Origin of the sequence: Heyndrickxia sp. MSNUG (assembly GCF_049532715.1) — a bacterium.
Taxonomy (GTDB): Bacteria; Bacillota; Bacilli; order Bacillales; family Cytobacillaceae; genus Mesobacillus.
Window position 1 is genome coordinate 1,077,755 of record NZ_CP150978.1, and the last position, 25,726, is coordinate 1,103,480.

Annotated in this window: 28 protein-coding genes; 19 read left to right on the plus strand and 9 right to left on the minus strand. The window is 42.5% G+C overall.

Annotation, left to right across the window (positions count from 1 at the left end):
- The first annotated feature begins 39 nt into the window (after positions 1-39).
- The 3 genes from AABM38_RS05300 to AABM38_RS05310 all read left to right on the plus strand — a co-directional run bounded on the left by AABM38_RS05300 (position 40) and on the right by AABM38_RS05310 (position 5,450).
- On the plus strand, positions 40-1,764 hold the full coding sequence (locus tag AABM38_RS05300; RefSeq protein WP_423409467.1) for an ABC transporter ATP-binding protein: 1,725 nt from the start codon (positions 40-42) through the stop codon (positions 1,762-1,764).
- A complete protein-coding gene (locus AABM38_RS05305) occupies positions 1,758-3,557 on the plus strand; it encodes an ABC transporter ATP-binding protein (RefSeq protein ID WP_423409468.1) in 1,800 nt (599 codons plus the stop codon). The genes AABM38_RS05300 and AABM38_RS05305 overlap by 7 nt, the downstream gene beginning before the upstream one ends.
- A gap of 603 nt (positions 3,558-4,160) precedes the next feature.
- Positions 4,161-5,450 (plus strand): ATP-binding protein, encoded by a 1,290-nt coding sequence (locus AABM38_RS05310; RefSeq protein ID WP_423409469.1) that lies wholly within the window; start codon positions 4,161-4,163, stop codon positions 5,448-5,450.
- Positions 5,451-5,840: 390 nt separating this feature from the next.
- On the opposite strand, the gene AABM38_RS05315 is transcribed toward AABM38_RS05310, so the two are convergent.
- The 4 genes from AABM38_RS05315 to AABM38_RS05330 all read right to left on the minus strand — a co-directional run bounded on the left by AABM38_RS05315 (position 5,841) and on the right by AABM38_RS05330 (position 7,970).
- The gene (locus tag AABM38_RS05315) at positions 5,841-6,092 is read right to left on the minus strand and encodes a small, acid-soluble spore protein, alpha/beta type (protein ID WP_423409470.1); all 252 of its coding nucleotides are present in this window, start codon (positions 6,090-6,092) and stop codon (positions 5,841-5,843) included.
- Between the two features lie 521 nt (positions 6,093-6,613).
- Positions 6,614-6,799 carry a YfhD family protein gene (locus AABM38_RS05320; protein WP_335377159.1) on the minus strand — a complete coding sequence of 62 codons (186 nt, stop codon included), beginning with the start codon at positions 6,797-6,799 and terminating at the stop codon, positions 6,614-6,616.
- Between the two features lie 85 nt (positions 6,800-6,884).
- On the minus strand, positions 6,885-7,007 hold the full coding sequence (locus AABM38_RS05325; RefSeq protein ID WP_423409471.1) for a YfhE family protein: 123 nt from the start codon (positions 7,005-7,007) through the stop codon (positions 6,885-6,887).
- A gap of 66 nt (positions 7,008-7,073) precedes the next feature.
- Positions 7,074-7,970 (minus strand): TIGR01777 family oxidoreductase, encoded by an 897-nt coding sequence (locus tag AABM38_RS05330; RefSeq protein ID WP_423409472.1) that lies wholly within the window; start codon positions 7,968-7,970, stop codon positions 7,074-7,076.
- A gap of 141 nt (positions 7,971-8,111) precedes the next feature.
- Between AABM38_RS05330 and AABM38_RS05335 the strand changes: the two genes are divergently transcribed.
- Positions 8,112-8,813 (plus strand): RecX family transcriptional regulator, encoded by a 702-nt coding sequence (locus AABM38_RS05335; protein ID WP_423409473.1) that lies wholly within the window; start codon positions 8,112-8,114, stop codon positions 8,811-8,813.
- Positions 8,765-8,923 carry a hypothetical protein gene (locus AABM38_RS05340; RefSeq protein ID WP_423409474.1) on the plus strand — a complete coding sequence of 53 codons (159 nt, stop codon included), beginning with the start codon at positions 8,765-8,767 and terminating at the stop codon, positions 8,921-8,923. The genes AABM38_RS05335 and AABM38_RS05340 overlap by 49 nt, the downstream gene beginning before the upstream one ends.
- A gap of 17 nt (positions 8,924-8,940) precedes the next feature.
- On the opposite strand, the gene AABM38_RS05345 is transcribed toward AABM38_RS05340, so the two are convergent.
- Positions 8,941-9,618, minus strand: coding sequence for an SDR family NAD(P)-dependent oxidoreductase (locus tag AABM38_RS05345; RefSeq protein ID WP_423409475.1), 678 nt, complete (start codon positions 9,616-9,618; stop codon positions 8,941-8,943).
- 87 nt (positions 9,619-9,705) lie between these two features.
- Between AABM38_RS05345 and AABM38_RS05350 the strand changes: the two genes are divergently transcribed.
- Positions 9,706-10,041 carry a YfhH family protein gene (locus AABM38_RS05350; protein WP_423409476.1) on the plus strand — a complete coding sequence of 112 codons (336 nt, stop codon included), beginning with the start codon at positions 9,706-9,708 and terminating at the stop codon, positions 10,039-10,041.
- Between the two features lie 17 nt (positions 10,042-10,058).
- On the opposite strand, the gene AABM38_RS05355 is transcribed toward AABM38_RS05350, so the two are convergent.
- Positions 10,059-10,241 carry a small, acid-soluble spore protein K gene (locus AABM38_RS05355; protein WP_423409477.1) on the minus strand — a complete coding sequence of 61 codons (183 nt, stop codon included), beginning with the start codon at positions 10,239-10,241 and terminating at the stop codon, positions 10,059-10,061.
- Between the two features lie 116 nt (positions 10,242-10,357).
- Here AABM38_RS05355 and AABM38_RS05360 point away from each other — a divergent pair, with 116 nt between their 5' ends.
- Entirely contained in the window at positions 10,358-10,633 is a 276-nt protein-coding gene (locus AABM38_RS05360; RefSeq protein ID WP_423409478.1) for a YfhJ family protein, read from the plus strand.
- Positions 10,634-11,312: 679 nt separating this feature from the next.
- Here AABM38_RS05360 and AABM38_RS05365 read toward each other — a convergent pair.
- Positions 11,313-12,299 (minus strand): metal-dependent hydrolase, encoded by a 987-nt coding sequence (locus AABM38_RS05365; RefSeq protein ID WP_423409479.1) that lies wholly within the window; start codon positions 12,297-12,299, stop codon positions 11,313-11,315.
- Between the two features lie 154 nt (positions 12,300-12,453).
- Here AABM38_RS05365 and AABM38_RS05370 point away from each other — a divergent pair, with 154 nt between their 5' ends.
- A complete protein-coding gene (locus AABM38_RS05370; RefSeq protein WP_335377168.1) occupies positions 12,454-12,750 on the plus strand; it encodes a hypothetical protein in 297 nt (98 codons plus the stop codon).
- An 81-nt stretch (positions 12,751-12,831) separates the two neighbouring features.
- Positions 12,832-13,911 (plus strand): A/G-specific adenine glycosylase, encoded by a 1,080-nt coding sequence (gene mutY, locus AABM38_RS05375; protein WP_423410666.1) that lies wholly within the window; start codon positions 12,832-12,834, stop codon positions 13,909-13,911.
- Positions 13,912-13,974: 63 nt separating this feature from the next.
- Here the strand turns inward: mutY and AABM38_RS05380 are convergent, their stop codons facing one another.
- On the minus strand, positions 13,975-14,199 hold the full coding sequence (locus tag AABM38_RS05380; protein WP_423409480.1) for a hypothetical protein: 225 nt from the start codon (positions 14,197-14,199) through the stop codon (positions 13,975-13,977).
- Between the two features lie 223 nt (positions 14,200-14,422).
- On the opposite strand from AABM38_RS05380, the gene fabL reads away from it, so the two are divergent.
- The 10 genes from fabL to AABM38_RS05430 all read left to right on the plus strand — a co-directional run bounded on the left by fabL (position 14,423) and on the right by AABM38_RS05430 (position 24,579).
- Positions 14,423-15,172, plus strand: coding sequence for an enoyl-[acyl-carrier-protein] reductase FabL (gene fabL, locus AABM38_RS05385; RefSeq protein ID WP_423409481.1), 750 nt, complete (start codon positions 14,423-14,425; stop codon positions 15,170-15,172).
- Positions 15,173-15,258: 86 nt separating this feature from the next.
- Complete coding sequence (locus AABM38_RS05390) at positions 15,259-15,453, plus strand: gamma-type small acid-soluble spore protein (RefSeq protein ID WP_423409482.1); 195 nt, start codon at positions 15,259-15,261, stop codon at positions 15,451-15,453.
- 297 nt (positions 15,454-15,750) lie between these two features.
- Positions 15,751-16,005: a YgaB family protein gene (locus AABM38_RS05395; protein WP_335377172.1), complete on the plus strand. Its 255-nt coding sequence runs from the start codon at positions 15,751-15,753 to the stop codon at positions 16,003-16,005.
- A 252-nt stretch (positions 16,006-16,257) separates the two neighbouring features.
- Entirely contained in the window at positions 16,258-16,788 is a 531-nt protein-coding gene (ntdP, locus tag AABM38_RS05400) for a nucleoside tri-diphosphate phosphatase (RefSeq protein WP_335377173.1), read from the plus strand.
- Positions 16,789-16,882: 94 nt separating this feature from the next.
- Positions 16,883-18,631 carry an ABC transporter ATP-binding protein gene (locus tag AABM38_RS05405; protein ID WP_423409483.1) on the plus strand — a complete coding sequence of 583 codons (1,749 nt, stop codon included), beginning with the start codon at positions 16,883-16,885 and terminating at the stop codon, positions 18,629-18,631.
- A gap of 256 nt (positions 18,632-18,887) precedes the next feature.
- Positions 18,888-19,901, plus strand: a complete 1,014-nt coding sequence (locus AABM38_RS05410) for an ABC transporter ATP-binding protein (RefSeq protein WP_423409484.1) — start codon at positions 18,888-18,890, stop codon at positions 19,899-19,901.
- Positions 19,876-20,844: an ABC transporter ATP-binding protein gene (locus tag AABM38_RS05415; protein ID WP_423409485.1), complete on the plus strand. Its 969-nt coding sequence runs from the start codon at positions 19,876-19,878 to the stop codon at positions 20,842-20,844. The genes AABM38_RS05410 and AABM38_RS05415 overlap by 26 nt, the downstream gene beginning before the upstream one ends.
- Positions 20,845-20,937: 93 nt before the next feature.
- On the plus strand, positions 20,938-22,539 hold the full coding sequence (locus AABM38_RS05420) for an ABC transporter substrate-binding protein (protein WP_423409486.1): 1,602 nt from the start codon (positions 20,938-20,940) through the stop codon (positions 22,537-22,539).
- Positions 22,540-22,657: 118 nt separating this feature from the next.
- Positions 22,658-23,662 carry an ABC transporter permease gene (locus AABM38_RS05425; RefSeq protein ID WP_423409487.1) on the plus strand — a complete coding sequence of 335 codons (1,005 nt, stop codon included), beginning with the start codon at positions 22,658-22,660 and terminating at the stop codon, positions 23,660-23,662.
- A gap of 17 nt (positions 23,663-23,679) precedes the next feature.
- A complete protein-coding gene (locus AABM38_RS05430; RefSeq protein ID WP_423409488.1) occupies positions 23,680-24,579 on the plus strand; it encodes an ABC transporter permease in 900 nt (299 codons plus the stop codon).
- Positions 24,580-24,624: 45 nt separating this feature from the next.
- On the opposite strand, the gene AABM38_RS05435 is transcribed toward AABM38_RS05430, so the two are convergent.
- On the minus strand, positions 24,625-25,707 hold the full coding sequence (locus tag AABM38_RS05435) for an FUSC family protein (RefSeq protein WP_423409489.1): 1,083 nt from the start codon (positions 25,705-25,707) through the stop codon (positions 24,625-24,627).
- Positions 25,708-25,726: the final 19 nt, after the last annotated feature.

The window sequence follows — 25,726 nt, forward strand, 5'->3', positions numbered from 1 at the left end:
AAATAATTATAGGTGTTATCTACTGGAGGGCTTTACTTCATGAAAGTTTTTTCTTTTATAAAACCATACCGTATTCCGATTGCAGCGGCACTTAGCTTAATGCTTATAGAGTTGTCGGTCGAGCTGTGGCAGCCGCTGTTAGTGGCGAAAATTATTGATGAAGGAATCGTTGAGAAGGATTTGGATACGATTATTAAATACGGAGGGGGCATGCTTGGACTTTCACTGCTGGCTTTTGCCTCAGGCATTACAAATTCATTTATCGCAGCTCACGCTGGCCAGAGCTTTGGATTTGATTTGAGGGAGAAGCTCTTTGGCAAGGTCCAGTCATTTTCTTTCACAAATTTCAGCCATTTCCCAGCATCTTCTTTGATCACGAGAATAACGAACGATGTCACACAGTTGCAGAATACCGTTTTCATGAGCCTGCGGATTGCAATGCGTGCCCCGCTTATGGTCGTTGGCGGAATTGTCATGGCTATGCTAGTCAATGTAAAATTGGCTCTCGCCTTCGCTGTCATTATGCCGCCGCTGTTAGTATTTCTCATCTGGATCATGACAAAGGCAGCTAAATTATTTAAAAATGTCCAGAAACGCCTTGATAAGGTGAATAGTGTCATGAGAGAAAACCTTGTAGGCATGAGGCTGATAAAGGCTTTCGACAGAGGTGACTATGAAGGCACAAGGTTTGAAAGTGCAAACAATGATCTCAGGGATAAAACGGTTTTTGCACTAAGAGTAATAGAAGCCACAATTCCGATCCTGCTCCTTTTCATGAATATGAGTATCATAGCCGTGCTTTGGTTTGGGAAAATAGAGGTACTGAAAGGAACGGTATCAGTTGGTGAGGTAGTCGCAATCGTGAACTATGCCGCCAGAATTACAACTGCCTTCTCCATGTTCTCTTGGATCATCATGGTGTTATCCCGTTCAAAAGCATCGGCTGAGCGTGTTGAGGAAGTATTAAACGAAGAAATTGATCTACAGGACAGTGCTGACAGTGCAGATGAAAATGAAATAACAAATGGGAACATACAATTCAGAAATGTGTCGTTCCAATTCCCAAATACGAACATTCCAATCCTGCAAAATCTCACGTTTACGATCGAATCGGGTGAAACGGTGGCAGTCCTGGGTGCCACAGGTGCTGGTAAAACTGCCATGTTCCAGCTTATTCCCCGCCTGTACGATGTGACAGAGGGAGAAGTCAGGATTGACGGGCGCAATATAAAAGAATGGAAGCTTAAAAGCCTCAGGGAGCAAATCGGTTATGTACCGCAGGAAGCGCTTTTGTTCACAGGCTCGATTAAGGAAAACCTTGCCTGGGGGAAAGAAGATGCGACGTATGATGAAATGGCCGAGGCTGCAAGTAATGCGCAAATCCATGAAACGATTGAAAAGCTTCCTAACAAATACGAAACGCTTTTAGGGCAAAAGGGAGTCAATCTTTCAGGCGGACAGAAGCAACGTTTGTCCATTGCCAGGGCACTGATCAAAAAACCAAAAATCCTGCTGCTTGATGACAGCACCAGTGCACTTGACTTAAAAACAGAAGCGAAGCTGCTAGACGCTGTCAGTAAATACAAATGCACGACTATTGTCATCACGCAGAAGATTAGTACGGCTAAAGAGGCTGACAAAATTCTTCTGCTCGAAGACGGCGCCTTAACCGCTGCTGGAGACCACCACTATTTACTGAAGCATTCCCAGCTTTATCGGGCAATTTACGAATCCCAGTTTGGGGAGGTGAAGGCAGAGTGTTAAAAAAGCAATCAAGCAATTTTAAGGAAGATGAAGGACAAAAAACGAGTAGTCTTGGCTCCACCGTCAAAAGGATCTGGTCCTATCTTGCTGATCACCGAAGCTTAATAATCCTGGTCCTTCTGATGGTTCTCGCAAGCTCTGGCCTTGGCCTCCTTGGACCATTTCTGATTGGCTGGGGCATTGATGAATATCTTGCAAAAGAAACAACAGAAGGGTTCATCTGGCTGCTAGTGGGACTCGCTGCTGTATATATATTGCTTTCTCAGAGTTTATGGCTGCAAAGCTACTGGATGATTGGGATAGCACAAAAGACAGTATATACAATGAGGAAGCAGCTTTTCAGACATTTTCATAAGCTGCCGATAGACTTTTTCAATAAACGTCAGCATGGGGAGCTGATGAGCAGGGTCACAAATGATATAGAAAACGTCAGCTCCACGCTCAATTCCTCTGTAATCCAAATTTTCTCCAGTTTGCTTACATTAGTCGGGACTCTTGTGGTCATGATTTGGCTGAGCCCGCTCCTAACGATAGTTACTATGGTAATCGTACCTGTCATGTTCTTGGGGATGAAATGGATTACAAACCGGACTGGCAAATTGTATAAAGAGCAGCAGCGCAGGCTCGGTGAAATGAACGGCTACATTGAAGAAACGATTTCCGGCCAAAAGATCATTAAATCCTTTTCGCAGGAAAATAAGGTTATTGAAGAGTTCAGGATAAAAAATAAGGAATTAAAGGAATCAGGATATTGGGCACAAACGTTTACCGGTTTCATACCTAAGTTGATGAATATGCTGAATAACCTGAGTTTTACTCTCGTGGCTGCTGTTGGAGGCTACTTTGCCTTGAAAGGTATGGTTTCGATTGGGACCATTGTCATTTTCACTGAATATGCAAGGCAGTTTACAAGGCCGCTGAATGATTTATCTAACCAATTCAATACATTGCTGTCAGCAGTAGCTGGTGCTGATAGGGTGTTTGATATCCTTGATACAGATGAGGAAGCAATCGATGAGAATGCAGCAGCTGATCTTCCGGGAATAAAAGGGGAAGTAGAATTCAAACAGGTAAGCTTCTCTTATGAAAAGGGAGGAGATACTGTTTCCAGCTTATCATTCAAGGCACAGCCAGGAGACAGCATTGCCTTAGTAGGGCCAACAGGAGCAGGGAAGTCCACCATCATTAATTTGATTTCTCGCTTTTACGAGCCAGATAGTGGTTCCATTCTAATCGATGGTCACGACAGTAGAAAAATAAAACGTGAAAGCCTTCGCCAGCAAATGGCTTTTGTTCTTCAGGATTCCTTTCTTTTTCAAGGGAGTATAAGGGAGAATATACGATACGGAAGGTTGGACGCCAGCGACGAAGAAGTCGAAAAAGCGGCCAAAGCTGCAAACGCACACTCTTTTATAACAAGGCTGCCAGAAGGATATGATACAGAATTAAAGCAGGACGATGCGGGGATTAGCCAGGGGCAGAAACAGCTGCTTTCCATCGCAAGAGCAATCCTTGCTGATCCATCCATCTTGATTTTGGATGAGGCAACGAGCAGCATCGATACCATCACAGAACTGAAAATCCAGGAAGCGCTGCAGCACTTGATGAAGGGAAGGACTACCTTCATCATTGCCCATAGATTGAATACAATCAAGAACGCAGACCAGATTATTGTTATTGAAAGTGGACAGATCATAGAAAAAGGCAGCCATGAGGAATTGCTAGGACATAAAGGTTTCTATCATGGCTTATATACAAGCCAGTTGGAAAAGAAAACATTAATAAATTTGTAGAGAAGGAGCCTTAGGGCTCCTTTTCTTTTAAAAGATAAGAAAGTATAAAATTCACTTCGAGAAATGTCCAGCTCCAGCGCCTAGCCCCTCGAGTCGCTTGTCTAGCTGCGGCTCCTAACTCCTCGAGACGCTTCGGTCCTGCCAATGAAGTCAAAGAACGACTTCACTGTCAGGCCCTCCAGCGCTTGTCGGAGTTAACCAGTCGCCTCCGCTTTTCGAATTGTCTAGTTTCGCCTCCTAGAAACTCCGAAACTTCAACTCCGCCGGCAGAAGCAAAAAGCGCTTCTTTGTCGGAGTCTCCAGTTTCTGCGTTTCTGGGCAGTCGGCTATACATTTCAATTTCGGTCCTGCCAATGAAGTCAAAGAACGACTTCACTGTCAGGCCCTTCGACGGACACGATGTCCTAGTGCCGACGTTGCCGCAGGACGTGGCGGTTTTAGTCGGCCAGCGCTTGTCGGGGCTGATTAAGGCGCTTGCGCTTTTCTTACGATAATCCTTGCGAAATCAAAGGTGGAAATGCGACAAATTTCCCGGGGAATAGAGGAATAGTGAAAAGTTTGTCGTATTTTTATAAAAACACCCCTTCGAATGGAGTAGATCAGATGCTTGCCGAGAAACTGCTGCTAGACTTATTGATCATTCTTATGCCAATTTTTATTAATAGCATCCTTTCGGAAAATAAAAAACTCGGACAATCTCCTTATTTATGCGGGTTTCTTCAAAGTGTTTCTGTTTTTCTTTGTCTGGTGTTTTCATACGAAGAAGGCGGACTGTATTGGGATTTACGGTATGTACCGTTAGTTCTTGGTTTTTTGTATGGAGGCCCTGTTGCCGGCGGTATGGTGCTGGCTACGTATCTGATCACAAGGACATTTTTAGGGGGAGAGATCCTTCTTGGGTATGCAAGTGGCTTTTTCGCAGTAATCGTCCCGGTAATCTTTATGAAAAAGTTTTGGAAGCATGAGGCAAAAACGAGAATAAGGACAGCGGTGTTTGTTGGGTTTTGGCCTGCGTTTGCGATGCTTACTATCCTGGTGATACATGTTTTTACAAATGGTGCTTCTCCGGAGAATACAAACAAGTTGATGATGAATGTCGCTATCTTTGGTGTGATTCAGGTTTTTGCAGTTTGGATTTCCGCTATTCTGAATGAATCCATAATCGAAAAAAATTTAATGAGAAAAGAAATATTGCGGGCTGAAAAACTGAACACCCTTGGCGAACTCGCGGCATCGATCGCCCATGAAATTCGCAATCCACTTACGGTCGTTAAAGGATTTCTACAGATGATGCATAAACAAGAAAAAGGAGATAATTATTATTATCTCAGCCTCGTGCTGACGGAGCTCGGACGTGCAGAAGCCATCATCAATGATTACCTGAATTTTGCCAAGCCCCAATTCGAAAAACTGGAAGATGCAGAATTGGCAAAAATTATCACAGAGGTATCCATTCTCCTTGAAGCCTTTGCCGCAAAGGAGAATGTCCAAATCAATGTGAAACTTGAATGGGAAGTGTTTGTGAAGACAGACCGGAATCAGTTGAAACAGGCACTTGTGAACATCATAAAGAATGCAGTAGAAGCAACAGATGAAGGTGGAGAAGTTTCCATCGATCAGAGAACAATCGGGGACGAATCATACATAACGATTACTGATAATGGAAAAGGAATGGACAGTGAGCAGATTGCCAGACTGGGAACCTTATTTTACACAACGAAAGATAAAGGAACAGGGCTTGGAACTTCAGTGTCTATAAAAATCATCGAAGCAATGGGCGGGATTATTTCATATAAAAGTGAGTTAGGTGCTGGAACTGAAGTCACGATTGTATTACCCTCATTCAAAAACACCTTATCTAATGATGAAAATGACATAAATAATGCAATTTAAAAAACATCCTAATGGATTTTTGATCCTAATAGGATGTTTTATGTAATAGAAAAAGCGAACCGGCTACGGTTCGCTTTCGAGTAACTTGCTACTCCACAAGATGTATATTATACGTCAATTATAAACTGTGCCGCGGTACAAAATTCCACTTGACCATTTTTAAACCTAAACGACGCAAGCCCTACCTCTCTTGCATCCTAACGGCTCCGAAGCCGATCCAGTGTGAATAAGTTGTTACCTAAAAATAAAAGCAGAACGCCATTAATTGTTTACATTGTTAATCGATGTGTTTCAAGTTACTTCTTTATTGGCGAAGCTAATTCATTATAGCTCATTTTCCAGCTGCTGTCAACTGTGATTTCTGTCATAAAATTGGCAGAATCGATATTTCTATTTTTTATTTAAGTTTTGCTGAGCTAATCTTACGAGTTCCCGAACCATATTGCCGCCAAGTTTGCCGCCGACTTTTCCAGCCTCGCGGGTGGTAAGGCCTCCGTTATAACCTTTGTTTAAAGGGATACCAACCTCTTTTGCTGTTTCGAATTTGGCATCCTCTGGTTTCATTGTGCCCGCTACCTGCGCTTTCAATTGATCCAAAGCCTGTCGTGCTTCCGGTACAAGAATCTTATTTCTTCTTGCCATGGTGTAATTCCTCCAAGTGAATCAGTTTCTTTATTTGGGTTTATTATGTGTATTTTAGAAACATATTTATTCACATTCCATGAATTTAAAGGGAAAATCACTAGGTTTATTATCTGAAAAGGGTGGGTAAATAAATTGCTGAAATTTTTATCCTTACAGTTATCAACAACATAAACGTTAGATTTTTAAGTGTTCCACAGCGTTATCCACATTATCCACATAAAAAATATAAATTAGAAATTAGGTCGCGAGGCATTGAAAAATATAGCTAGGGATAAAATTACTCACATTATGCACAGACATGTGGATAATTTGTCGGAACAGTGAAGGATACTTAAAAGTTTTATTGAACAATTAGTGAATTCAATTGTATAAAATGGTGATAAGGAGTATATTTAACTTATCGAAAGTTAGTGAAGTTTTTCACATGATTTCCCCTTCCTAGCTGATGAAACATTCCCCCTCTCCCTTAAATCAAAAGCAGGATCCCAATTGGGATCCTGCTTTTGATTTTTAAAGGGTTATTTCATTTTTCTTTTCGCACGTCCATCAGCAGCTTTTGAACGGGCCAACGCTTCAAGGTCGGCCTGGTCGGCAAGCTCACGATTGAATTCAACATCGATTCCATCTGATTTCATATTTTTAGGAACCTGTGGAAGTGATGCACTGTTTTTGCCACGTGATTTTTGTCCTCTGGAACGTCCCATTCGAAAAACCCCTTTCTAAATTGAAAAAGTACGGAAATGATTATTTCCGTACTTTTAGGTTTTGCCATATATGTGTTCTTAATGCCTAATATCTCTTTCCAGCTGAGTAGCCGGCAGCCCTGTCTGCCTTTTTGAATTCATGGCTGTATGTAACTTCCTGCATGCTTGATAAAGTACTTTTTGCTTTGTCCTTTTTCTTTTTATCCATTTTTGTCCACCCTTTCAAAATGTTTTACTTTAGCAGTATCTCCTTCTTGAAAAGGATTAAACGGATTTATTTGCCGAAAATATCGTTTAAAGCTGCCGATAAATGAGGGAAACGGAATACGTAGCCAGTACTTAGCAGTTTTTCTGGCCGTACCCGCTGGCCTTCTAACACAAGAATACTCATTTCTCCGAGAAGGAGTTTAAGCATTACAGAAGGGACTGGCATCCAATGTGGCTTGTTGATAACCTTTGCAAGGGTCTTACCGAATTGATTCATTTTAACTGGTTCAGGAGCGGAAAAATTAACCGGTCCTGCTAACTGTTTCTTTTCAATCGCAAACATAATGCCGCCGACAACGTCTTTAATATGGATCCAGGATAGCCATTGCTGGCCTGAACCGATTTTTCCGCCGCCAAATAATTTATATGGCAGAACCATTCGAGGCAGGGCACCGCCTTTTTTATCAAGAACAACGCCAAAACGGCAAAGTACAACACGTACTCCTGAATCACTGACCGCACTTGCCTCTGTTTCCCACCGAGCAACAGTTTCAGCAAGAAAATCATGTCCTTGAGCAGACTGCTCCGAAAACTCTTCAGTAAAAGAGGTGCCGTAGTAACCAACCGCGCTCGCATTGATAAGGACTTTCGGTTTCAGCTTTAATTTTTCGATGATCCGATTCATTTCAGATGTGGCCCGAAGCCGGCTTTCAAGTATTTCCCGTTTATATTCATCTGTCCATCTGCTGTTGATTGACGCACCGGCAAGGTTGACGATTGCATCGATCCCTTCTAGAGCCTTTTCGGGCTGGTCGCCGTCATTGAGCCATTGGACAAAATGAGGATTTGTGCTGGAATTAATATTGCCCCGAGTTAAAATGATCACTTCATGGCCATTGCGGATCAATTCATTGCTTAATGCTTTGCCAACAAGACCAGTACCTCCGGAAATCGCGATTTTCATTATTATTCCCCCTTAAGGTCCACTACTTTTATATATTACTTCCTATCGCATGATAAACCTTCTTTTAATGTGTTAAAGTTGGTATTAGGATTAGTGGAAGAAATTATTCTTGCTAAATAAGTGCTTGAGAGGAGAAACCGCATGCCAATTATTTCGAAAATCTCCGTTCAGAAACATAACAAAGACCGTTATAGTATTTTTACCGACAGTGGCCGCGGTGAAGAATATGCGTTCAGTGTAGATGAAGATGTTCTCATTAAATATCAATTAAAAAAAGGGATGGAGCTTGATGATTTTGCCGTAACAGAAATGCTTTTCCAGGATGATATCCGCAAGGCATATAATACGGCCATTAATTATCTGGCACATCGGATGAGATCCGAAGCCGAAGTGCGTGATCATCTGAAGAAAAAAGAAGTGGCAGAGCCTGTCATAAAAGAAGCCATTCACAAATTGCATGATTTGAAATTTTTAAATGACGAGGATTTTGCCCTTGCCTATGTCCGGACGCAAATCAATACAACGGATAAAGGAGCAGAGGTTATGAAAAAGGAATTAAAGGAAAAGGGAATACGTCCAGATATCATCTCCACAGTAGTGGATGAGGTTTCATTTGATGCTCAGCTTGAAAAAGCCATAAAGCTCAGTGAAAAATATGCCATGAAAAATAAGAAGGATTCTTCGAGGATTTTGAAGCAAAAATTGAACAAATGCTGCAAAGGAAAGGGTATGCCTTCCCGATCATCCGTGCAGCATTGGAGCAAACAGAAGTGGAAAAAGAAGAGGACAGTGAAATGGATGCGCTTCGCTATCAAGGAGAAAAACTCCATAACAAGCATGTGAAGCTTCCTGCCCGGGAATATAGACAAAAAATGAAAATGGCTTTATATCGGAAAGGGTTCCCGATGGAATTAATCGATGAATTCATAGAAGAGAAGGAAAATGAGGAATAAAAAAATCATGACAATTGTCATGATTTTTTTGATTCTATCACAATTTCATCCTTTTCAAGGTTATTCATGATAATGTCTGCAACTTCTGCAGCAGTCCTGAATCTAGAAGGATCATCTATATGATCGCTGCCTTCCCAGAATGGAGTATCCATTCCGCCCATATAAGCTGCAACAAAACGGATTCCTGTTCCCTCATATTCCTTCTGCATACTTTCGGTAAAGCCTCTCACAGCAAACTTGCTTGAGCAATACACAGCTTCATTCTTCTTGCCGCGCAGCCCTGCAGTGGATACGATGTTCAGTACAATACCTTCCTTTTTCAATTCTAAATATGGCAGGATGGCTTTTGTCATCTGGATCGTTCCAAATACATTGGTATGAAACATCCCCTCGATTTCCTGATCGGAGATTTCAGAGAAAGGACCAAAATAGCCAATCCCAGCGTTATTGACGAGACCGTAGAGATCGTGCTTCTTGCTAAGAAGAAGAGCCTTCTCTTTTACATCCTCCAGATTTCGGATATCAAGCTCAAGAGTGGTTGCACTTCCCCCTGATTCTTCAATTTGAACCTGAACGTCTTTTAGCTTATCTTCGGTTCTTCCGGTTAAGATCATATGGTAGTTTTGCTTGGCCAAAAGCAGAGAGAGTTCTTTTCCAAGGCCTGAGCCTGCTCCAGTCATGATGATTGCTTTCATGGTAGCCTCCTTAAAATAACATGCTATAATTTAGTTATATATCAAAAAATCGAATGTTAAAAGCAAGAACAATCAGGAGTGAAAGATATGAACAGAGAAAAACGTTACAGCGAGATGACAGAGTATGAATTGAACCAGGAAATCGCAAGCCTTCGTGATAAGGCTAGAAAGGCCGAGCAAATGGGAATGGGGAGCGAGCTAGCCGTATATGAACGCAAAATCGCCATGGCCAAATCCTATATGCTGAATCCAGATGATTTCAAACCAGGAGAAATATATCAGATTGAGGGAGATCCAGGCTCTTACTTCAAGATTGATTATATGAATGGAGTGTTTGCCTGGGGAGCACGCTTAAGTGGTGAAGGAAACGAAGAAGCGCTGCCCATTTCTCTTTTGGTAAAATTGGAGCAAAACCAGGAGTAACTCCTGGTTTTGCCTTTTTAATGATCCTTTATTGCTGCAGAAGTATCATCCTCACGGTGTGAAGAAGCATACATGCGTTCCTGCGGATGAGTATTGATCGTGCCGTCAGCCCTTTTTGAGGCATATTCTGCTTTTGCCCGCGGCTCACCTTCGAGCTTGTTGTTGTTCTGGTTAGGGAAGTTGGTTTCTTTATTTCGCATATTGGCCTCCGTGACGGGTATAATTACGTGTAAGCCCAAAAGCTGCACGCATCTATAGTATTGGATAAACATAAACGTTGCATAACTATAATAAAAATTGGCAAAGGGTGAGCACCATGCATGAATACCATGAACATTTAGCCAGGCTGCTTCTGGAAAAAAACAGAGATATCACTTATGAACAGGCATTGACATGGGTGGAACTATTATGGGGCGATTTTGAAGCAACCTATGCTAAAGCCGGCCATAATTACATGGGCAGTGAGATGACCGATAAGGTGGTCCGCCAGTGGATCGAGCATTACGGTTCCCAGCTGCATGAATTTGTCGCAAGGAATCCTAAATATAAACATTTATTACACCAGGAATCTGATCAGTCAAAACCACATTAAGGTGGTTTGAGGAAATAAGCATTGCATTTTTGCATTAATTGTACAATGGAACATTACGGGAATGAAAAAAACACATGCAATGTTCCAATAAGGGTCATTGGAACAACACAAGGATGAAAAATGGCTAATCCAATGTTCCAATAAGGGTCATTGGAACAATACAATGGTGAAAAACAGCCAATCCAATGTTCCAATAAGGGTCATTGGAACAATACAATGGTGAAAAACAGCCAATCCAATGTTCCAATAAGGGTCATTAGAACAATACAAGGGTGAAAACAGCAAATCCAATGCTCCAATAAGGGTTATTGGAACAATGCAGGGTTGAAAAACGGCCGACCCAATGTTCCAATAAGGGTTATTGGAACAATGCAGGGTTGAAAAACGGCCGACCCAATGTTCCAATAAGGTTTATTGGAACAATGCAGGGTTGAAAAACGGCCGACTTAATGTTCCAATAAGGGTCATTGGAACAACACAATGGCGAAAAACAGCCACCCCAATGTTCCAAACAGCTTCATAGGAACCACACAAGGTTGTAAAAAGGCCACTCCAATGATGCAATAAGGGCCATTGGAACACTTAAAGCGAAGGAAACCGCCACACATTATTGTTCCAGCCATTCGTCCAAACAAAAATCCCCGGAAGACTATCAGTCTGCCGGGGATTTTATTTTAAATTAGCCTTCACCAGGAATGAACTCTAGCTTCTTCCTCAGTTTCTCCTCACTGTAAATCCAGCCTGTATAGGAACTTAAGATTCCTAATTCTTTGCTGAGATTCACGACAGCTACAAATGGATAGTGTCCATTGCTGCGATAGCGCAAGTCGATGAATCTTACTTCGTAGTAATCATCATATTCATCACATTCCCACCGATAAACTGGTGAAAATGACAGGAAGGCTGAAAGGTTTTTATCTTTTTTAGCCGCTTTAAGAACTGGTGTTTCGGGAACAGGAACACGGTTAAATTGATCCAGGATCCTCACGTGGCTTTTTTGAGCACGGCCGACAAAGAACTGATGCTTGTTCATCACAGCCACTCTCCATTGGTTGAATCGCATCGTAGGGGCGATGATGATGTCAGTGGCATCGGGAACAATTTTGATAACCGCTTGTTTTACCCGGTGTTTAACAATAAAGCGGTATATATAGTAAAAAACAAGTATCGCGTAAATGGTCAGGAATGTGTAACCAGGGTTAGCACCAAAGGCCCATAGGAACAATCCGACAACATGAACCGCAAAAATAATTGGATCAAACGTATTAATTACTCCTAAAGCGACCCATTTCGACGAAAAAGGCCTTAGAGCCTGAGTTCCATATGCGTTAAATATGTCGACAAAAACATGAAGGAATACAGCGATAAATGTCCAAATCCATAAATGAAGCAAATTTGCTCCAGGATGGAAAGCGTATATAACCCCAGTGATCAGCAGCGGCCAAAGAAGCACTGCGGGGATTGAATGGGTTATTCCACGGTGGTTCCGTATATAAACTGCGTTATTCTTCAATTTCAATACTGTGTCTATATCTGGAATTTGTGAGCCGATGAGTGTCGCGATTAAGACACTGCTGGCAGTGACGGTGCTTTCACTGACTGCAGGATCGAGCGTCGCTAATCCGCCAAGCGCAAATCCCATGACGACGTGGGTTCCGGTATCCATCTAGCACCCTCCTAATAAAAGATTTTTTAGTTTGATGAAGGTATAGGTAGTTAAAAGTTCTTGTCACAATAGAAATTATAGTTTACTTTTAAAGGGCTATATTCAGCAGTCTGCCCTTTGCGATCAATATTTTTTCATAAAGGAGCTGTCTAGCATGATTCAAATGATTATCCAGTATGAGGTAAAACAAAGTCTGCTTGGCCAATATCGTGAGGCTATCGATAAAATTTCTGATATGCTCCCTGAGTTTGAGGCAGATATGTTTTCATACAGCCAGTCGGAACAACGGAATATGTTCATTGAATCATTCTATGTACCGACTGAGGCACATTACCATGCAATGAAAAAATTACGTCTTTCCCGGAGCCATTCTGTATTCGGCCGCCTTGAAGACTTTGTGCCTGGCGGGCTTGAACGGATTGGATTCATGGCCATAAAACAGAAACGATAATATTATATTCCCAAATTTCCGGAATGTTTAACACTTGGAGGAACAAAAGTGGCAAAAGACATCAAGAAAAGTGTAGATAAAATGGATAAAAAATCCTTTCAGGATGACTTGATAGGATGGTTTGCAAGTGAGCAGCGTGATTTGCCATGGAGAAAAGATAAGGATCCTTACAAAGTGTGGGTATCTGAAATCATGCTTCAACAAACGAGAGTAGATACCGTCATTCCATATTTTAATCGATTTTTGGAGCATTTTCCAACGGTTGAGGCGCTGGCAAATGCTGATGAAGAAAAGGTATTGAAAGCCTGGGAAGGACTTGGTTATTATTCCCGGGTACGCAATTTACAAACCGCTGTCAGGGAAGTACATGAAAAATATAGTGGTAAAGTTCCGAATTCACCTTCTGAGATTTCTTCATTAAAGGGAGTCGGCCCATATACGGCTGGAGCCATCCTAAGCATTGCCTACGGTTTGCCGGAACCAGCTGTTGATGGAAACGTTATGAGAGTATTGTCCCGTATTTTGCTGATTTGGGATGATATCGCTAAACCGTCCTCACGAAAAATTTTTGAAGAAGCTGTGAGAGAACTGATCTCTCACGAAAACCCCTCCTACTTCAATCAAGCCGTGATGGAGCTTGGGGCTCTTATTTGCACTCCTACATCTCCGTCATGCTTGCTATGTCCGGTCAGAGAACATTGCCAGGCATTTCATGGAGGTGTCCAGACTGAATTGCCGGTAAAAACAAAAAAGAAGAAACAGAGAAATGTACAGCTCGCTGCTGGGATTTTTACGAATGAAGAAGGGAAAATCATGATTCGCAAAAGACCTGAAACAGGCTTGCTTGCAAACCTATGGGAGTTTCCGACTGTCGAGCTGAGCCTTGATTTCCAGCGGCAGCGTGACCAGCTTGCAGAGCATTTTCAGGAACAATATGAAATATCGCCAAAAGTTCATAATTCTCTCGGGCAGATCGATCATGTATTTTCGCATTTGATATGGAATATCCAAGTGTACAGCGGAAGTTTTACAGGGGAAATCAAAGAAACGCCACAACTTAGACTAGTTTCCGAAAATGAAATCGAAGAATTTGCTTTCCCGGTGCCATACCAAAAGATGCTTAAGCAGTATCTGGAATACAAAAAGGCTGACAAACCATAGAGTTAGCAGCCTTTTTGTTTTTTTATCACACGTCCGGTTTTAATCAAAAGTTATGTTTTGGAATTAGTCAAAACTTTGCTTAGTGCCATGTGTATAATCAGCCTCATGACGATTCAAGCCGCCTCTTCGTTCAATTTCTTCAATGATTTCTCTGTGGATTGACTGGCCTTCAACATTTAAATAAGGAACCATTTGCTGAAGGGAATGGTGGAAGAAAGCAAGTTCACTTTCCTTCCAATCTGTTTTTGACATCATGGACAATTCGGTCATATCGCGGCCTACATACATTTGGATCATCCTTTCGAGTGTAATTAACCTATGGTTATTGTTTTCAGATTCGGAGATTTTTATCAAACAGATAGAGGACCTCGACATTGTCATATATTACTGAAAAAGCTAAAATGAAACAAAACAACGAAAGCTCGGCCACATTTATTGAGCGGCTAAGCAGGAGCATTTTGCTGCTATTTTACATAAGAGGTTTAAAATATAATAAAGAGAGGTATTTTTTATGACTCAAAAAGTTGCATTGATTACGGGAAGCAGCCGGGGAATCGGTAAAGCTTCAGCAATTAGATTGGCAAAAGAAGGCTATGACATTGTCGTCAATTATGCGCGCAGCAGAAAAGCCGCACAAGAAACTGCAGAGGAAATAGAAGCGCTTGGCAGAAAGGTGCTTGTTGTTAAAGCAAATGTCGGCGATGTGAGCAAGATTAAGACGATGTTCGAACAAATTGATGAGGAATTCGGCCGGCTTGATGTATTTGTGAATAATGCTGCATCAGGTGTGCTTAGGCCGGCAATGGAACTCGAGGAATCACATTGGGACTGGACAATGAATATCAACAGCAAGGCGCTATTGTTCTGTGCCCAGGAAGCTGCCAAGCTGATGGAGAGGAACGGCGGCGGTAAAATCGTCAGCATCAGTTCTTTAGGCTCGATTCGCTATTTGGAGAACTACACAACGGTAGGTGTATCGAAAGCAGCGCTTGAAGCATTGACTCGCTACCTGGCTGTTGAGCTTGCCCGTAAAAATATCATAGTCAATGCTGTTTCGGGCGGAGCGGTTGATACAGAAGCATTGACACACTTCCCAAACAGAGAAGAGCTGCTCGCTGAAGCGAGAGAGAAAACTCCTGCAGGCAGAATGGTCGAGATTGAAGACATGGTTAATGCTGTGATGTTCCTTTTAAAAGATGAATCCAGTATGATTCGCGGGCAGACAATCATTGTTGATGGGGGAATTTCATTATTAGTTTAAAAATGATTATTGGTTGAATTTGGTATAAAAAAATCGGATAGCTCACTCCACGGTTGGTTAAATTAATATTCGTGGAGGTGATAACAATGGCAAAACAACCTAATCAATCACAAGCTGGAACAAACATTCAGCAGGTGAGACAACAAAACGCTCAATCTGCACAAGGCGCACAAGGCCAATACGGCACTGAGTTCGCTAGCGAAACAAACGCTCAAGAAGTACGTCAACAAAACCAACAAGCAGAAGCTAAAAAAGGTCAAAACTCTGGCCAACAGAGCTAAGATCACCTATACGAAAGGCACTCTTTATTCGAAGAGTGCCTTTTCCATAGCCTAATAACTTCTCATGACCACTAGCTTTTGAAAAATTGAGTTGAGTTTTCTCGGAGGGCATCCCATGACCACTTACTTGTGAAAAATCGGATTGTGTTCAAAACTTAAATTGTCTTTTCCATCTCGAAACCTTCTCATAAAATCATTCGACAAATGTTCCGAATACTCTACATAACTAGTCAAAGGAAATCCCTCTGCCTGAACGAATACATTAGGAAGATAAATTTTTACAGGCGGTGGAAAAGCATGGATAAATTTAACGAATTGGTCTCTACACAGATGCAAACAATGGAGAAGCTTCTTTATCTGCAGTCTGAATTAGAACGGTGCCAGGAAATCGAAAAGCAGCTGGATGCTCTCAAGCAGAATGCTGAGCTGGAGGAGCTTCGCGTAGAAATTGACCGGAAGAAGCAGGAACTGAAAGAGATCCACCGGATGTTTGAAAAGCAGACAGAAGAAGTTATCCATACGTATCAGGAATTAGCGGTGACTTTTCGATAAAAACCACTCAGGAAGGTCTATTATTAATCAATCATTTCAGAAAAGTTCACTAATTTATAAAAATATATCAATTTTAGGGAGCCATCGCTGTAAATCGGTGGCTCTTTTGTTTTAAATTCTTCCATTAACCGTTATAATAATAAAAAATAGGAATCGTTCTTTGTTGCCTTTTGTCGTTTTTCAATTTTTTCTAGATAAATATACATTGATAGGTTGCAAAGTTTCCGGGAAAGGAAAGTAGGGGAGAAGAACATGGGCGTACCCATCGAAGGTGAATCTGTCCAAATCCATAGTTATAAGCACAATGGGCACATCCATCGAGTCTGGGAAGAAACCACCGTCTTAAAAGGAACACAGAATCTTGTGATCGGCGGGAATGACCGGACAGTCGTAACGGAGTCAGACGGAAGAACCTGGATTACTAGAGAGCCTGCAATCTGTTACTTCCACTCTCAACTGTGGTTCAACGTTATAGGCATGATTCGGGAAGATGGCGTGTACTATTATTGCAATATTAGTTCTCCATTTATTTTTGATGGGGAAGCGCTGAAATATATTGATTATGATCTCGATATTAAAGTTTTTCCTGATATGACATTTAACTTGCTTGATGAAGATGAATACGAGCGCCACCGAAAAGAAATGCAATATCCTGATGTGATTGACAAGATCCTGAAATACAATGTCGAAAAGCTGAAACGCTGGATCAGGCAGAGGAAAGGCCCATTTGCGCCTGACTTTATCGATACTTATTATGAACGGTATTTAACTTATCGCCGTTAACCAATCAGGATAGACAAAGCAGCCTGTTGATTTGTTTCAACAGGTTTTTGTTTCGCAGTTAAGGCTGGGTAAGGCTTCATAAGGGGGAACAAAATTGGGCAGCATCCGCAGATACTTAAAATTCGTAAAACCATATCGGCTGCAGATTATTGGAACAATCATTATTGGGATTCTTAAATTCGCAATCCCGCTGTTAATCCCATTGTTAATAAAATTTGTCCTGGATGATGTCATTGCAAACGACACATTAAGTAAAACAGAGAAAACGGACAAGCTTCTCTGGGTAATGGGCATCATGATCGTCGTTTTTGTTGTGCTTCGTCCGCCGATAGAATATTACCGCCAATATTTTGCCCAATGGACAGCAAGCAAAATTCTGTATGATATACGAGACCGGCTGTTTACGCACATGCAGCGCCTCAGCTTTAAGTATTATTCGAATACTAGGGCGGGTGAGATCATCTCGAGAATGATCAACGATGTTGAGCAAACGAAAACCTTTGTCGTGACCGGCTTGATGAACCTGTGGCTTGATGTTGCTACTATCGTGATAGCGGCTGCTATCATGTTCACGATGGACGTGAAATTGACCATTGTCTCCTTAATCCTGTTTCCTTTTTATGCTTTTTCCGTCAGGTACTTTTTTGGTAACCTGCGAAAGCTTACGAGGCAGCGTTCACAGGCACTTGCTGAGGTACAAAGCTACTTGCATGAACGGGTAGCAGGAATCTCTGTCATTAAGAGCTTCGCGATCGAGGATTTTGAGCAGACTCAGTTTGACCGTCAGAATAAAAACTTTTTAACAAAGGCTTTGGAGCACACAAGCTGGAATGCCAAAGCATTTGCAGTGGTCAATACGATCACGGATATCGCTCCGCTTCTCGTGATCGGTTTCTCAGGCTATCAGGTTCTCCAGGGGAGTCTGAGCATAGGGGAAATGGCTGCGTTCATCGCTTACATCGACAGGCTTTACAATCCGCTCCGCAGGCTGGTGAACTCTTCGACTACATTGACTCAGTCAATCGCTTCAATGGACCGTGTATTCGAATTCATGGATGAAAAATATGATATCAAGGATTCAGAAGATGCGATTGAGCTTAAAAAGGTCCATGGAGATATTTCTTTTAACGGCGTAAGCTTTGCCTATGATGAGGGCGAGGAAACGGTCCTTAAGAACATCAACATTGATGTGGAAAAAGGAGAGACGATTGCCCTTGTAGGAATGAGCGGCGGGGGGAAATCTTCCTTTGTCAGCCTCATTCCGAGGTTCTTTGATGTTACTGAAGGAGCAATCCTCCTTGATGGACAAGACATCCGTTCGTTTAAAGTCCGTTCTTTACGCGATAAAATAGGCATGGTTGCACAGGATAATATTTTATTCAGTGAATCGGTTAAATCAAATATCCTGCTGGGTAAACCACGAGCCAGCGAAGAGGAAGTAATTGAAGCGGCAAAGGCTGCAAATGCCCACGAATTTATTATGAATTTACCTGAAGGGTATGAGACAAAAGTAGGGGAAAGGGGCGTCAAGCTTTCCGGAGGTCAAAAACAGCGTGTGGCAATTGCCCGAGTCTTTCTGAAGAATCCGCCGATTTTAATCCTGGATGAAGCTACCTCTGCACTTGACCTTGAAAGTGAGCACCTTATTCAGGAAGCAATCGAGAAGCTTGCCAAGGATAGGACAACATTCATTGTCGCACACCGACTGTCCACGATCACACATGCCGACAGGATTGTACTGATCGAACATGGAGAAATCGTAGAGGTTGGCCGCCATGATGAGTTAATGGCAAAGCAGGGCGGTTACTACCGATTATTTCAGGTGCAGCAGCTGGAAAATTAAATATGAGTTGAAAAACGAAGCACATATTTGTGTTTCGTTTTTTTTATGGGAATGTAACCCAAAGGACTCATGTCACGTCAAATGGGAAAATAGAAAATGGTACCAATCACCTATTACGATTCATAATATTTATTATATTTAAATAATTAAGAAAAATCAGTGGACTAACTCATTGCATTTAATATAAAATGTTTAACACAGACAGCAGTAAATTTTATTCAGCAATAATATTTCGGTAATAGAAAGGAGTAGTAAAGTGGTACATGCTCCGGTTTTGGATGTAAAAAACTTAAGAACATCTTTTATCACATCGGATGGCGAAATTCCCGCTGTTGACGATGTCAGCTTCTCAGTGAATAAAGGAGAAATCCTTGGGATTGTGGGAGAGTCAGGCTGCGGCAAGAGCGTTACATCATTATCCATCATGAAACTGATTCCACAGCCTCCAGGGAAAATAGCCGGTGGGGAAATCCTCCTGAATGGTGAAGACCTTGTCCATGCATCGGAAAAAAGAATGCGTGAGATTCGGGGTAATGAAGTAGCAATGATTTTCCAGGAGCCTATGACTTCCTTAAATCCATTGTTCACGATTGGCGAGCAGCTGACAGAAGCATTGAAAATACATAAGAAACTCGGCAAAAAAGGAGCTTATCAGCAGGCGGTTGAAATGTTAAAGCTTGTAGGGCTCCCGAGAGCAGAGCAAATCATCAAGGAGTATCCTCACCAGCTTTCAGGAGGGATGAGGCAGAGGGTCATGATTGCCATGGCTCTAAGCTGCCATCCTAGAGTGCTGATTGCTGACGAACCGACTACAGCACTTGATGTCACAATTCAGGCGCAAATTTTGGCATTGATGAAGGATTTGAACGAAAAGCTTGATACAGCCATTATCATGATTACCCATGACTTAGGAGTCGTGGCAGAGGTTTGCCAGCGAGTGGTTGTCATGTATGCGGGCAAAATCGTTGAGGAAGGGCTTGTAGAGGATATCTTCAAGAATCCGAAGCATCCATATACACTTGGCCTGCTTAAATCGATTCCTGATATCCGTGAGAAAAAAGAGCGTTTGTACTCGATTCCAGGAAACGTTCCAAAACCTGGATCGATCAAGACTGGCTGCCGCTTTGCAGCCAGGTGCGAATTTGTCATGGACCGATGCTTGAGCGAGAATCCCGAACTCTATGAAACTGAAAGGCCGGGCCATTCTGTGCGCTGTCTTTTACATGAGAAGGAGGGAGTAGCTAATGGCAGAAGTACTGTTAAAAGTTGATAATTTAAAAAAATACTTCCCTATCACTGGAGGAGTCCTCGGCAAACAAACCGGGAGCGTAAAAGCTGTTGATGATATCAGCTTTTGGGTCAACAAAGGCGAAACACTCGGACTGGTTGGCGAGTCAGGATGCGGGAAATCAACAACAGGAAGAATGCTGATGCGCCTGACAGATCCAACTGAAGGTCAGGTTGTCTTTGAAGGAAAAGATCTAGTTACTCTTTCCGACAGTGATATGCGAAAAAACCGCAAGGATATGCAAATGGTATTCCAGGATCCCTTTGCTTCGCTAAATCCGAGGCATACAGTTGAAAAAATCCTTGAGGAACCACTGATTGTCCACGGCATTGGCACTAAACAGGAACGCAAGAAGATGGTGAGGGAGATGCTTGAGGTTGTCGGCCTCAGCAGCTATCACGCAAAGAGGTATCCTCACCAGTTCAGCGGCGGGCAGCGCCAGCGGATTGGGATTGCAAGGGCTTTGATGACAAGGCCGAAGTTGATCATTGCGGATGAACCTGTGTCAGCGCTTGATGTTTCGATTCAATCACAAGTGTTGAATCTACTGGAAGACCTGCAAAAGGAATTTCAGTTGACTTATATTTTCATAGCCCATGACCTGGGAGTGGTAAAGCACATCAGCGATAGAGTGGGCGTCATGTATTTGGGAAGGCTGGTTGAAATTACGGATGCTGATAAGCTGTACGAAAAACCGCTTCACCCATACACGAAAGCATTGCTTGCGGCTGTTCCAATTCCTGATCCTGAGATTAAGCGGGATCGAGAACTGCTGACTGGAGATATCCCAAGTCCGGCAAACCCGCCCAAGGGATGTGCCTTCCATACGAGATGCAAGGAATGTATGGAAGTTTGCAAGACTGATAGACCCGAATTAAGGGAGATTGAACCTGGTCATTTTGCTGCCTGCCATCTATATTCCTAGCAAGTAGGAATGTGTGTGGGCAAAACAGCATAGATGATATATATCATGGACTGGAACCAAAAATACTGGTCCGAAAAAACAAGGGGGAAAAATATGAAAAAGCGTTTTGGATTGATGTTTTTTGCTTTTATCCTGATCCTGAGCTTAGGTCTAGCCGGCTGTAACAATGAGTCTGGCGGCAAGAAAACTGGGGGGGAAGCTGGTTCTGATGGCGAATCATCGTCAGGCGGGACTCTCGTATTCGGCCGCGGCGGCGATTCAACTTCACTTGACCCAGCGATCACAACTGAAGGTGAAGCTTTTAAAGTAACAAAAAACATCTATGAAACTCTCATCGAATTTGGTGAGCAGGATACAGAAATCAAACCAGGTCTTGCTGAGAGCTGGGAAGAATCTCCAGATGGTCTAAAGCACACTTTGAAACTGCGCAAAGGTGTTAAATTCCACGATGGCACGGACTTCAACGCTGAAGCGGTAGTATTCAACTTTGAGCGCTGGAAAGCCGGTAACAAAGAGCAATTCTATTACTATAACTCACAATTCGGTGATGTAATCAAGGAAGTAAAAGCAGTTGATGAGTATACAGTAGAATTCACGTTAAACCGTATACTTGCTCCTTTCTATAAAAATCTTGCTATGTCTCCATTTGGAATCGCAAGTCCTGAAGCAGTCAAGAAGTATGGTGATAAATTCCTTGAAAACCCAGTTGGTACTGGACCATTCAAATTCAAGGAATGGAAACGTAATGACAAGGTTACATTGGTTAAGAACGAAAATTACTGGGAAAAGGGACTTCCAAAGCTTGATGAAGTTATTTTCCGTGTAATCCCTGAGAACTCAGCTCGTTTGAATGCATTGAATACAGGAGAAGTTGACATTATTGACGGCGTGAATTTCAGTGATGTCGAATCAATCGAAAAAAATCCTGATTTGCAGACATTCTACCGTCCTTCTTTGAACGTAGCGTATCTAGGATTGAACAACGAACGCGGACCGTTAAAAGACAAGAAGGTACGTCAGGCATTAAACTATGCTGTTGATAAGAAATCTTTGATCGACGCATTCTACGCTGGTGCAGCTGAACCGGCCAAGAACCCAATGCCAAAAACTGTGGCAGGCTACAATGATGATGTTGAAGGCTATGAATATAACCCTGAAAAAGCCAAGGAGCTTTTAAAAGAAGCTGGATTTGAAAATGGCTTTGAAATGGAACTATGGGCGATGCCTGTTGCAAGACCGTATATGCCAGATGGAAAGAAAGTTGCTGAAGCTCTTCAGGCTGACTTTGCTAAAATTGGCGTAAAAGCTAAGATTGTCTCTTATGAGTGGGCAACATACCTTGAAAAAGCCCGTGTTGGTGAAGCGGATTCATTCTTGCTTGGCTGGACTGGCGACAATGGTGACGCTGACAACTTCCTGTATGTACTTTTAGACCAGGACAACATTGACAGCAATAACTATGCACGTTACAGAAATCAAGAGGTACATGACCTGTTCATCAAAGCTCAGTCTACGAATGACCAGGCTGAACGTGAAAAACTTTATAAAGAAGCTCAATTGTTAATTAAAGAGGATGCTCCATGGATTCCACTAGTTCACTCAGAGCCTGCTCTTGCGGGAAGAGCGGACGTGGTTGGATTCAAGGCACACCCAACAGGTTCTGACCTGCTTGCAACTGTTGAATTCAAAAAATAATGCATCAGGAAAAGGGAGAACATGTGCATTCTCCCTTTTCTGCTGAAAAGCGGATTTGCGTTGGTCATCACTGACCTCCGCTTGTTAAAGACATATCACCATGAAAAGAGGTGGGAAGGTGTTTGCCTATTCTGTCAGAAGGATTTTATCTTTAGTTCCTGTACTGTTGGGTCTTTCACTTATTGTATTTTTTATGATCAGAGCAATCCCTGGCGATCCCGCCCAAGTCATTCTCGGGCAGCTTGCTACTAAGGAAGCGATTGCGGATTTAACAAAACAGCTTGGCCTTGACCAGGCGTGGTATATTCAATATTTCAACTATCTGGGCGACTTGCTGACCGGTGATCTAGGACAATCCCTAAGGACGAAGTCAGAAATCAACAGTGAAATTTGGCCTTACCTTGCTGCCACAATGGAATTATCATTCGTGGCGATGCTGATTGCCATCGTGATTGGAGTGAACGCGGGCATTATCAGCGCATGGTTCCAGAATTCATGGTTTGATTACGCAGCGATGGTCCTGGCTTTAATCGGGGTATCTATGCCGATCTTCTGGCTAGGTTTGATGGAGCAGTGGATGTTTGCTATTAATCTGGACTGGCTGCCGACATCGGGCAGGGAGGAAGTGCGAAATCCAGTTGAAGCGATTACGAATTTTTATCTTATCGATACGCTGATCCAAGGCCGTACTGACCAGCTCGTTGAGGTACTGAAGCACCTGGTGATGCCGGCTGTGGCTTTGGCTACCATTCCGATGGCCATCATTGCAAGAATTACACGTTCAACCATGCTTGAGGTGATGCGTTCGGATTTTATCAGGACAGCAAGGGCAAAAGGTTTGCGCATGTTCTGGGTTGTCTATAAGCACTCCCTTAAAAATGCTGTTATTCCTGTTTTGACTATTATCGGTTTACAGACAGGCCTTCTGCTTGGCGGTGCAATTTTAACGGAAACGATCTTTAGCTGGCCGGGTATTGGCAGATACATTTACGAAGCGATCAATTATCGAGACTATCCGGTAATCCAGTCAGGAATCTTAATCATTGCATTGCTCTTTGTGCTGATTAACCTTGTCGTTGATTTATTGTACGCAGCAATTGATCCAAGGATAAAATACCGTTGATGAAAGGGGAGATTTAGATGGAGATTTCGACTCAAAAACAAATGCAGCCGCATACCATACAGGTAGAAGAAAAAGTGGCGTCTCCCTGGGCAGAAGCATGGTATAGTTTCAAGAAGAATAAATTGGCTCTTGTGGGTACATTTATCGTTTTGTTTTTTATTTTGCTTGCCGTATTTGCCCCGCTGATCGCTTCAGAAGGAATCAATGATCAGAAAATGTCAATGCGCCTCCAGGCTCCTTCAGCTGAACACTGGTTTGGAACTGATGATTTTGGACGGGATATCCTTTCGCGGGTTATTTACGGGGCAAGAATATCCTTATGGGTAGGAACATTTTCCGTAATGGGCTCGATTATAGTTGGCTGTCTGCTCGGAATACTGGCAGGTTACTATGGAAGATGGGTAGATTCCATTATCTCCAGGATTTTCGATATTATGCTTGCCTTTCCAAGCATTCTGCTCGCGATTGCGATCGTAGCTGTGCTTGGACCATCCTTACGCAACGCGTTGATTGCAATTGCTATCATAAACATACCGACCTTCGGAAGGCTGATTCGTTCCAGGGTTCTCAGTGTAAAAGAAGAAGAATATATTATGGCCGCCAAGGCTGTCGGGATGAAAGACAGCAGGATTTTATTTCATCATATCCTGCCTAACAGCATGGCTCCCATCATCGTTCAAGGTACACTTGCGATTGCGACTGCAATCATTGAAGCTGCCGCACTGGGCTTTTTAGGTCTTGGGGCGGAAGCACCGAATCCTGAATGGGGCAAGATGCTTGCTGATGCAAAACAGTTCATGATCCAAGCACCATGGACAATGATCTTCCCTGGCTTGGCCATTATGCTGACGGTTCTAGGTTTTAACCTGATGGGTGATGGACTAAGGGATGCGTTGGATCCGAGGATGAAGAATTGACGATTATAGGGCAAATGAAAAAGCAGCTGATAAACCAGCTGCTTTTTAAATTTCTGTATTTTGTTCAATAATCACATTGTTATCGTCTTTATGGTAAGACTGAAAGCTTGTAATAAGTGTGTCGAGATGCTCCACATTCTCCCCATATTCCATGATAATGGAAACAAGCTGCATGACATGGTATAGCATTTGGCTGTTCGTTTCTGCAAGATCTTTTTTTTGCGCTAAAAACAGTTCGAACAGCTGTTTCTTGTTCAGGCAGACCTCGCCTTCCATGTAAGAGGCTTCAGCGCGGATTTTACCAGCAAACTTCAGCATGACTTGTTCATGGTGATTGATCAGGCAATCAAGCTGATGCTGGAGAACTTCCTGAAAATCGATAGGCATCTGGTTGAATTCATTTTCATAACGGTGCAGCCTTTTCAGGGTTTCCAAAGATTTTTTGGTGGTGTTGATCATTTGTCTGTAGATAACAAGCTTTCTGGATTTGCCGAGCTTATTATTTTTAAAATAATCCCGTTCTTCTCTGTACATCAGGTACAGCTGATCGAGTTTGATGATTCCTTCGCGCATTTTTTCAATATCTGCTTTCAAGAGCTGGTGCTCGGAAGCGTGGCGCGTGCTTAACCGAATCCATTTTGTGATTTCTTCTGATAAAATAGTGTTTTTGTAGTAAAGCTTATTTTCATATCTTGGCGGCAGGAAAACAAGATTCACTATAAAAGCTGAAACGACCCCCAGCATGATCGTTGAAAAACGAATCAGGGCAAATTGGATAAAGTCATCCCCGGGCGTTTCCATGATGGCTATCAGCGTAACCAGCGAAAGGGAAATGGTGTTTTCAAGCTTTAACTTCAAGTTAAGCGTGATGACCAGCACTGCAGCTAGGCCAATGATAAAATGACTGTTGCCGAACGCCATTACGAACACAACAGCAGTTGCTGCGCCGATCAAGTTACCTTGGACATGTTCAATGATAGAAAGATAAGAGCGATACACAGTTGGCTGCAAAGCGAAAATCGCCGCGATCCCTGCGAAGACAGGGGACGGAAGGTCAAAAATCTGTGACAAAAATAAAGCGAGTATGATGGCAATTCCCGTTTTTAAAATGCGGGCACCAAGTTTCATGTAGTGTGAATTCCTTTCA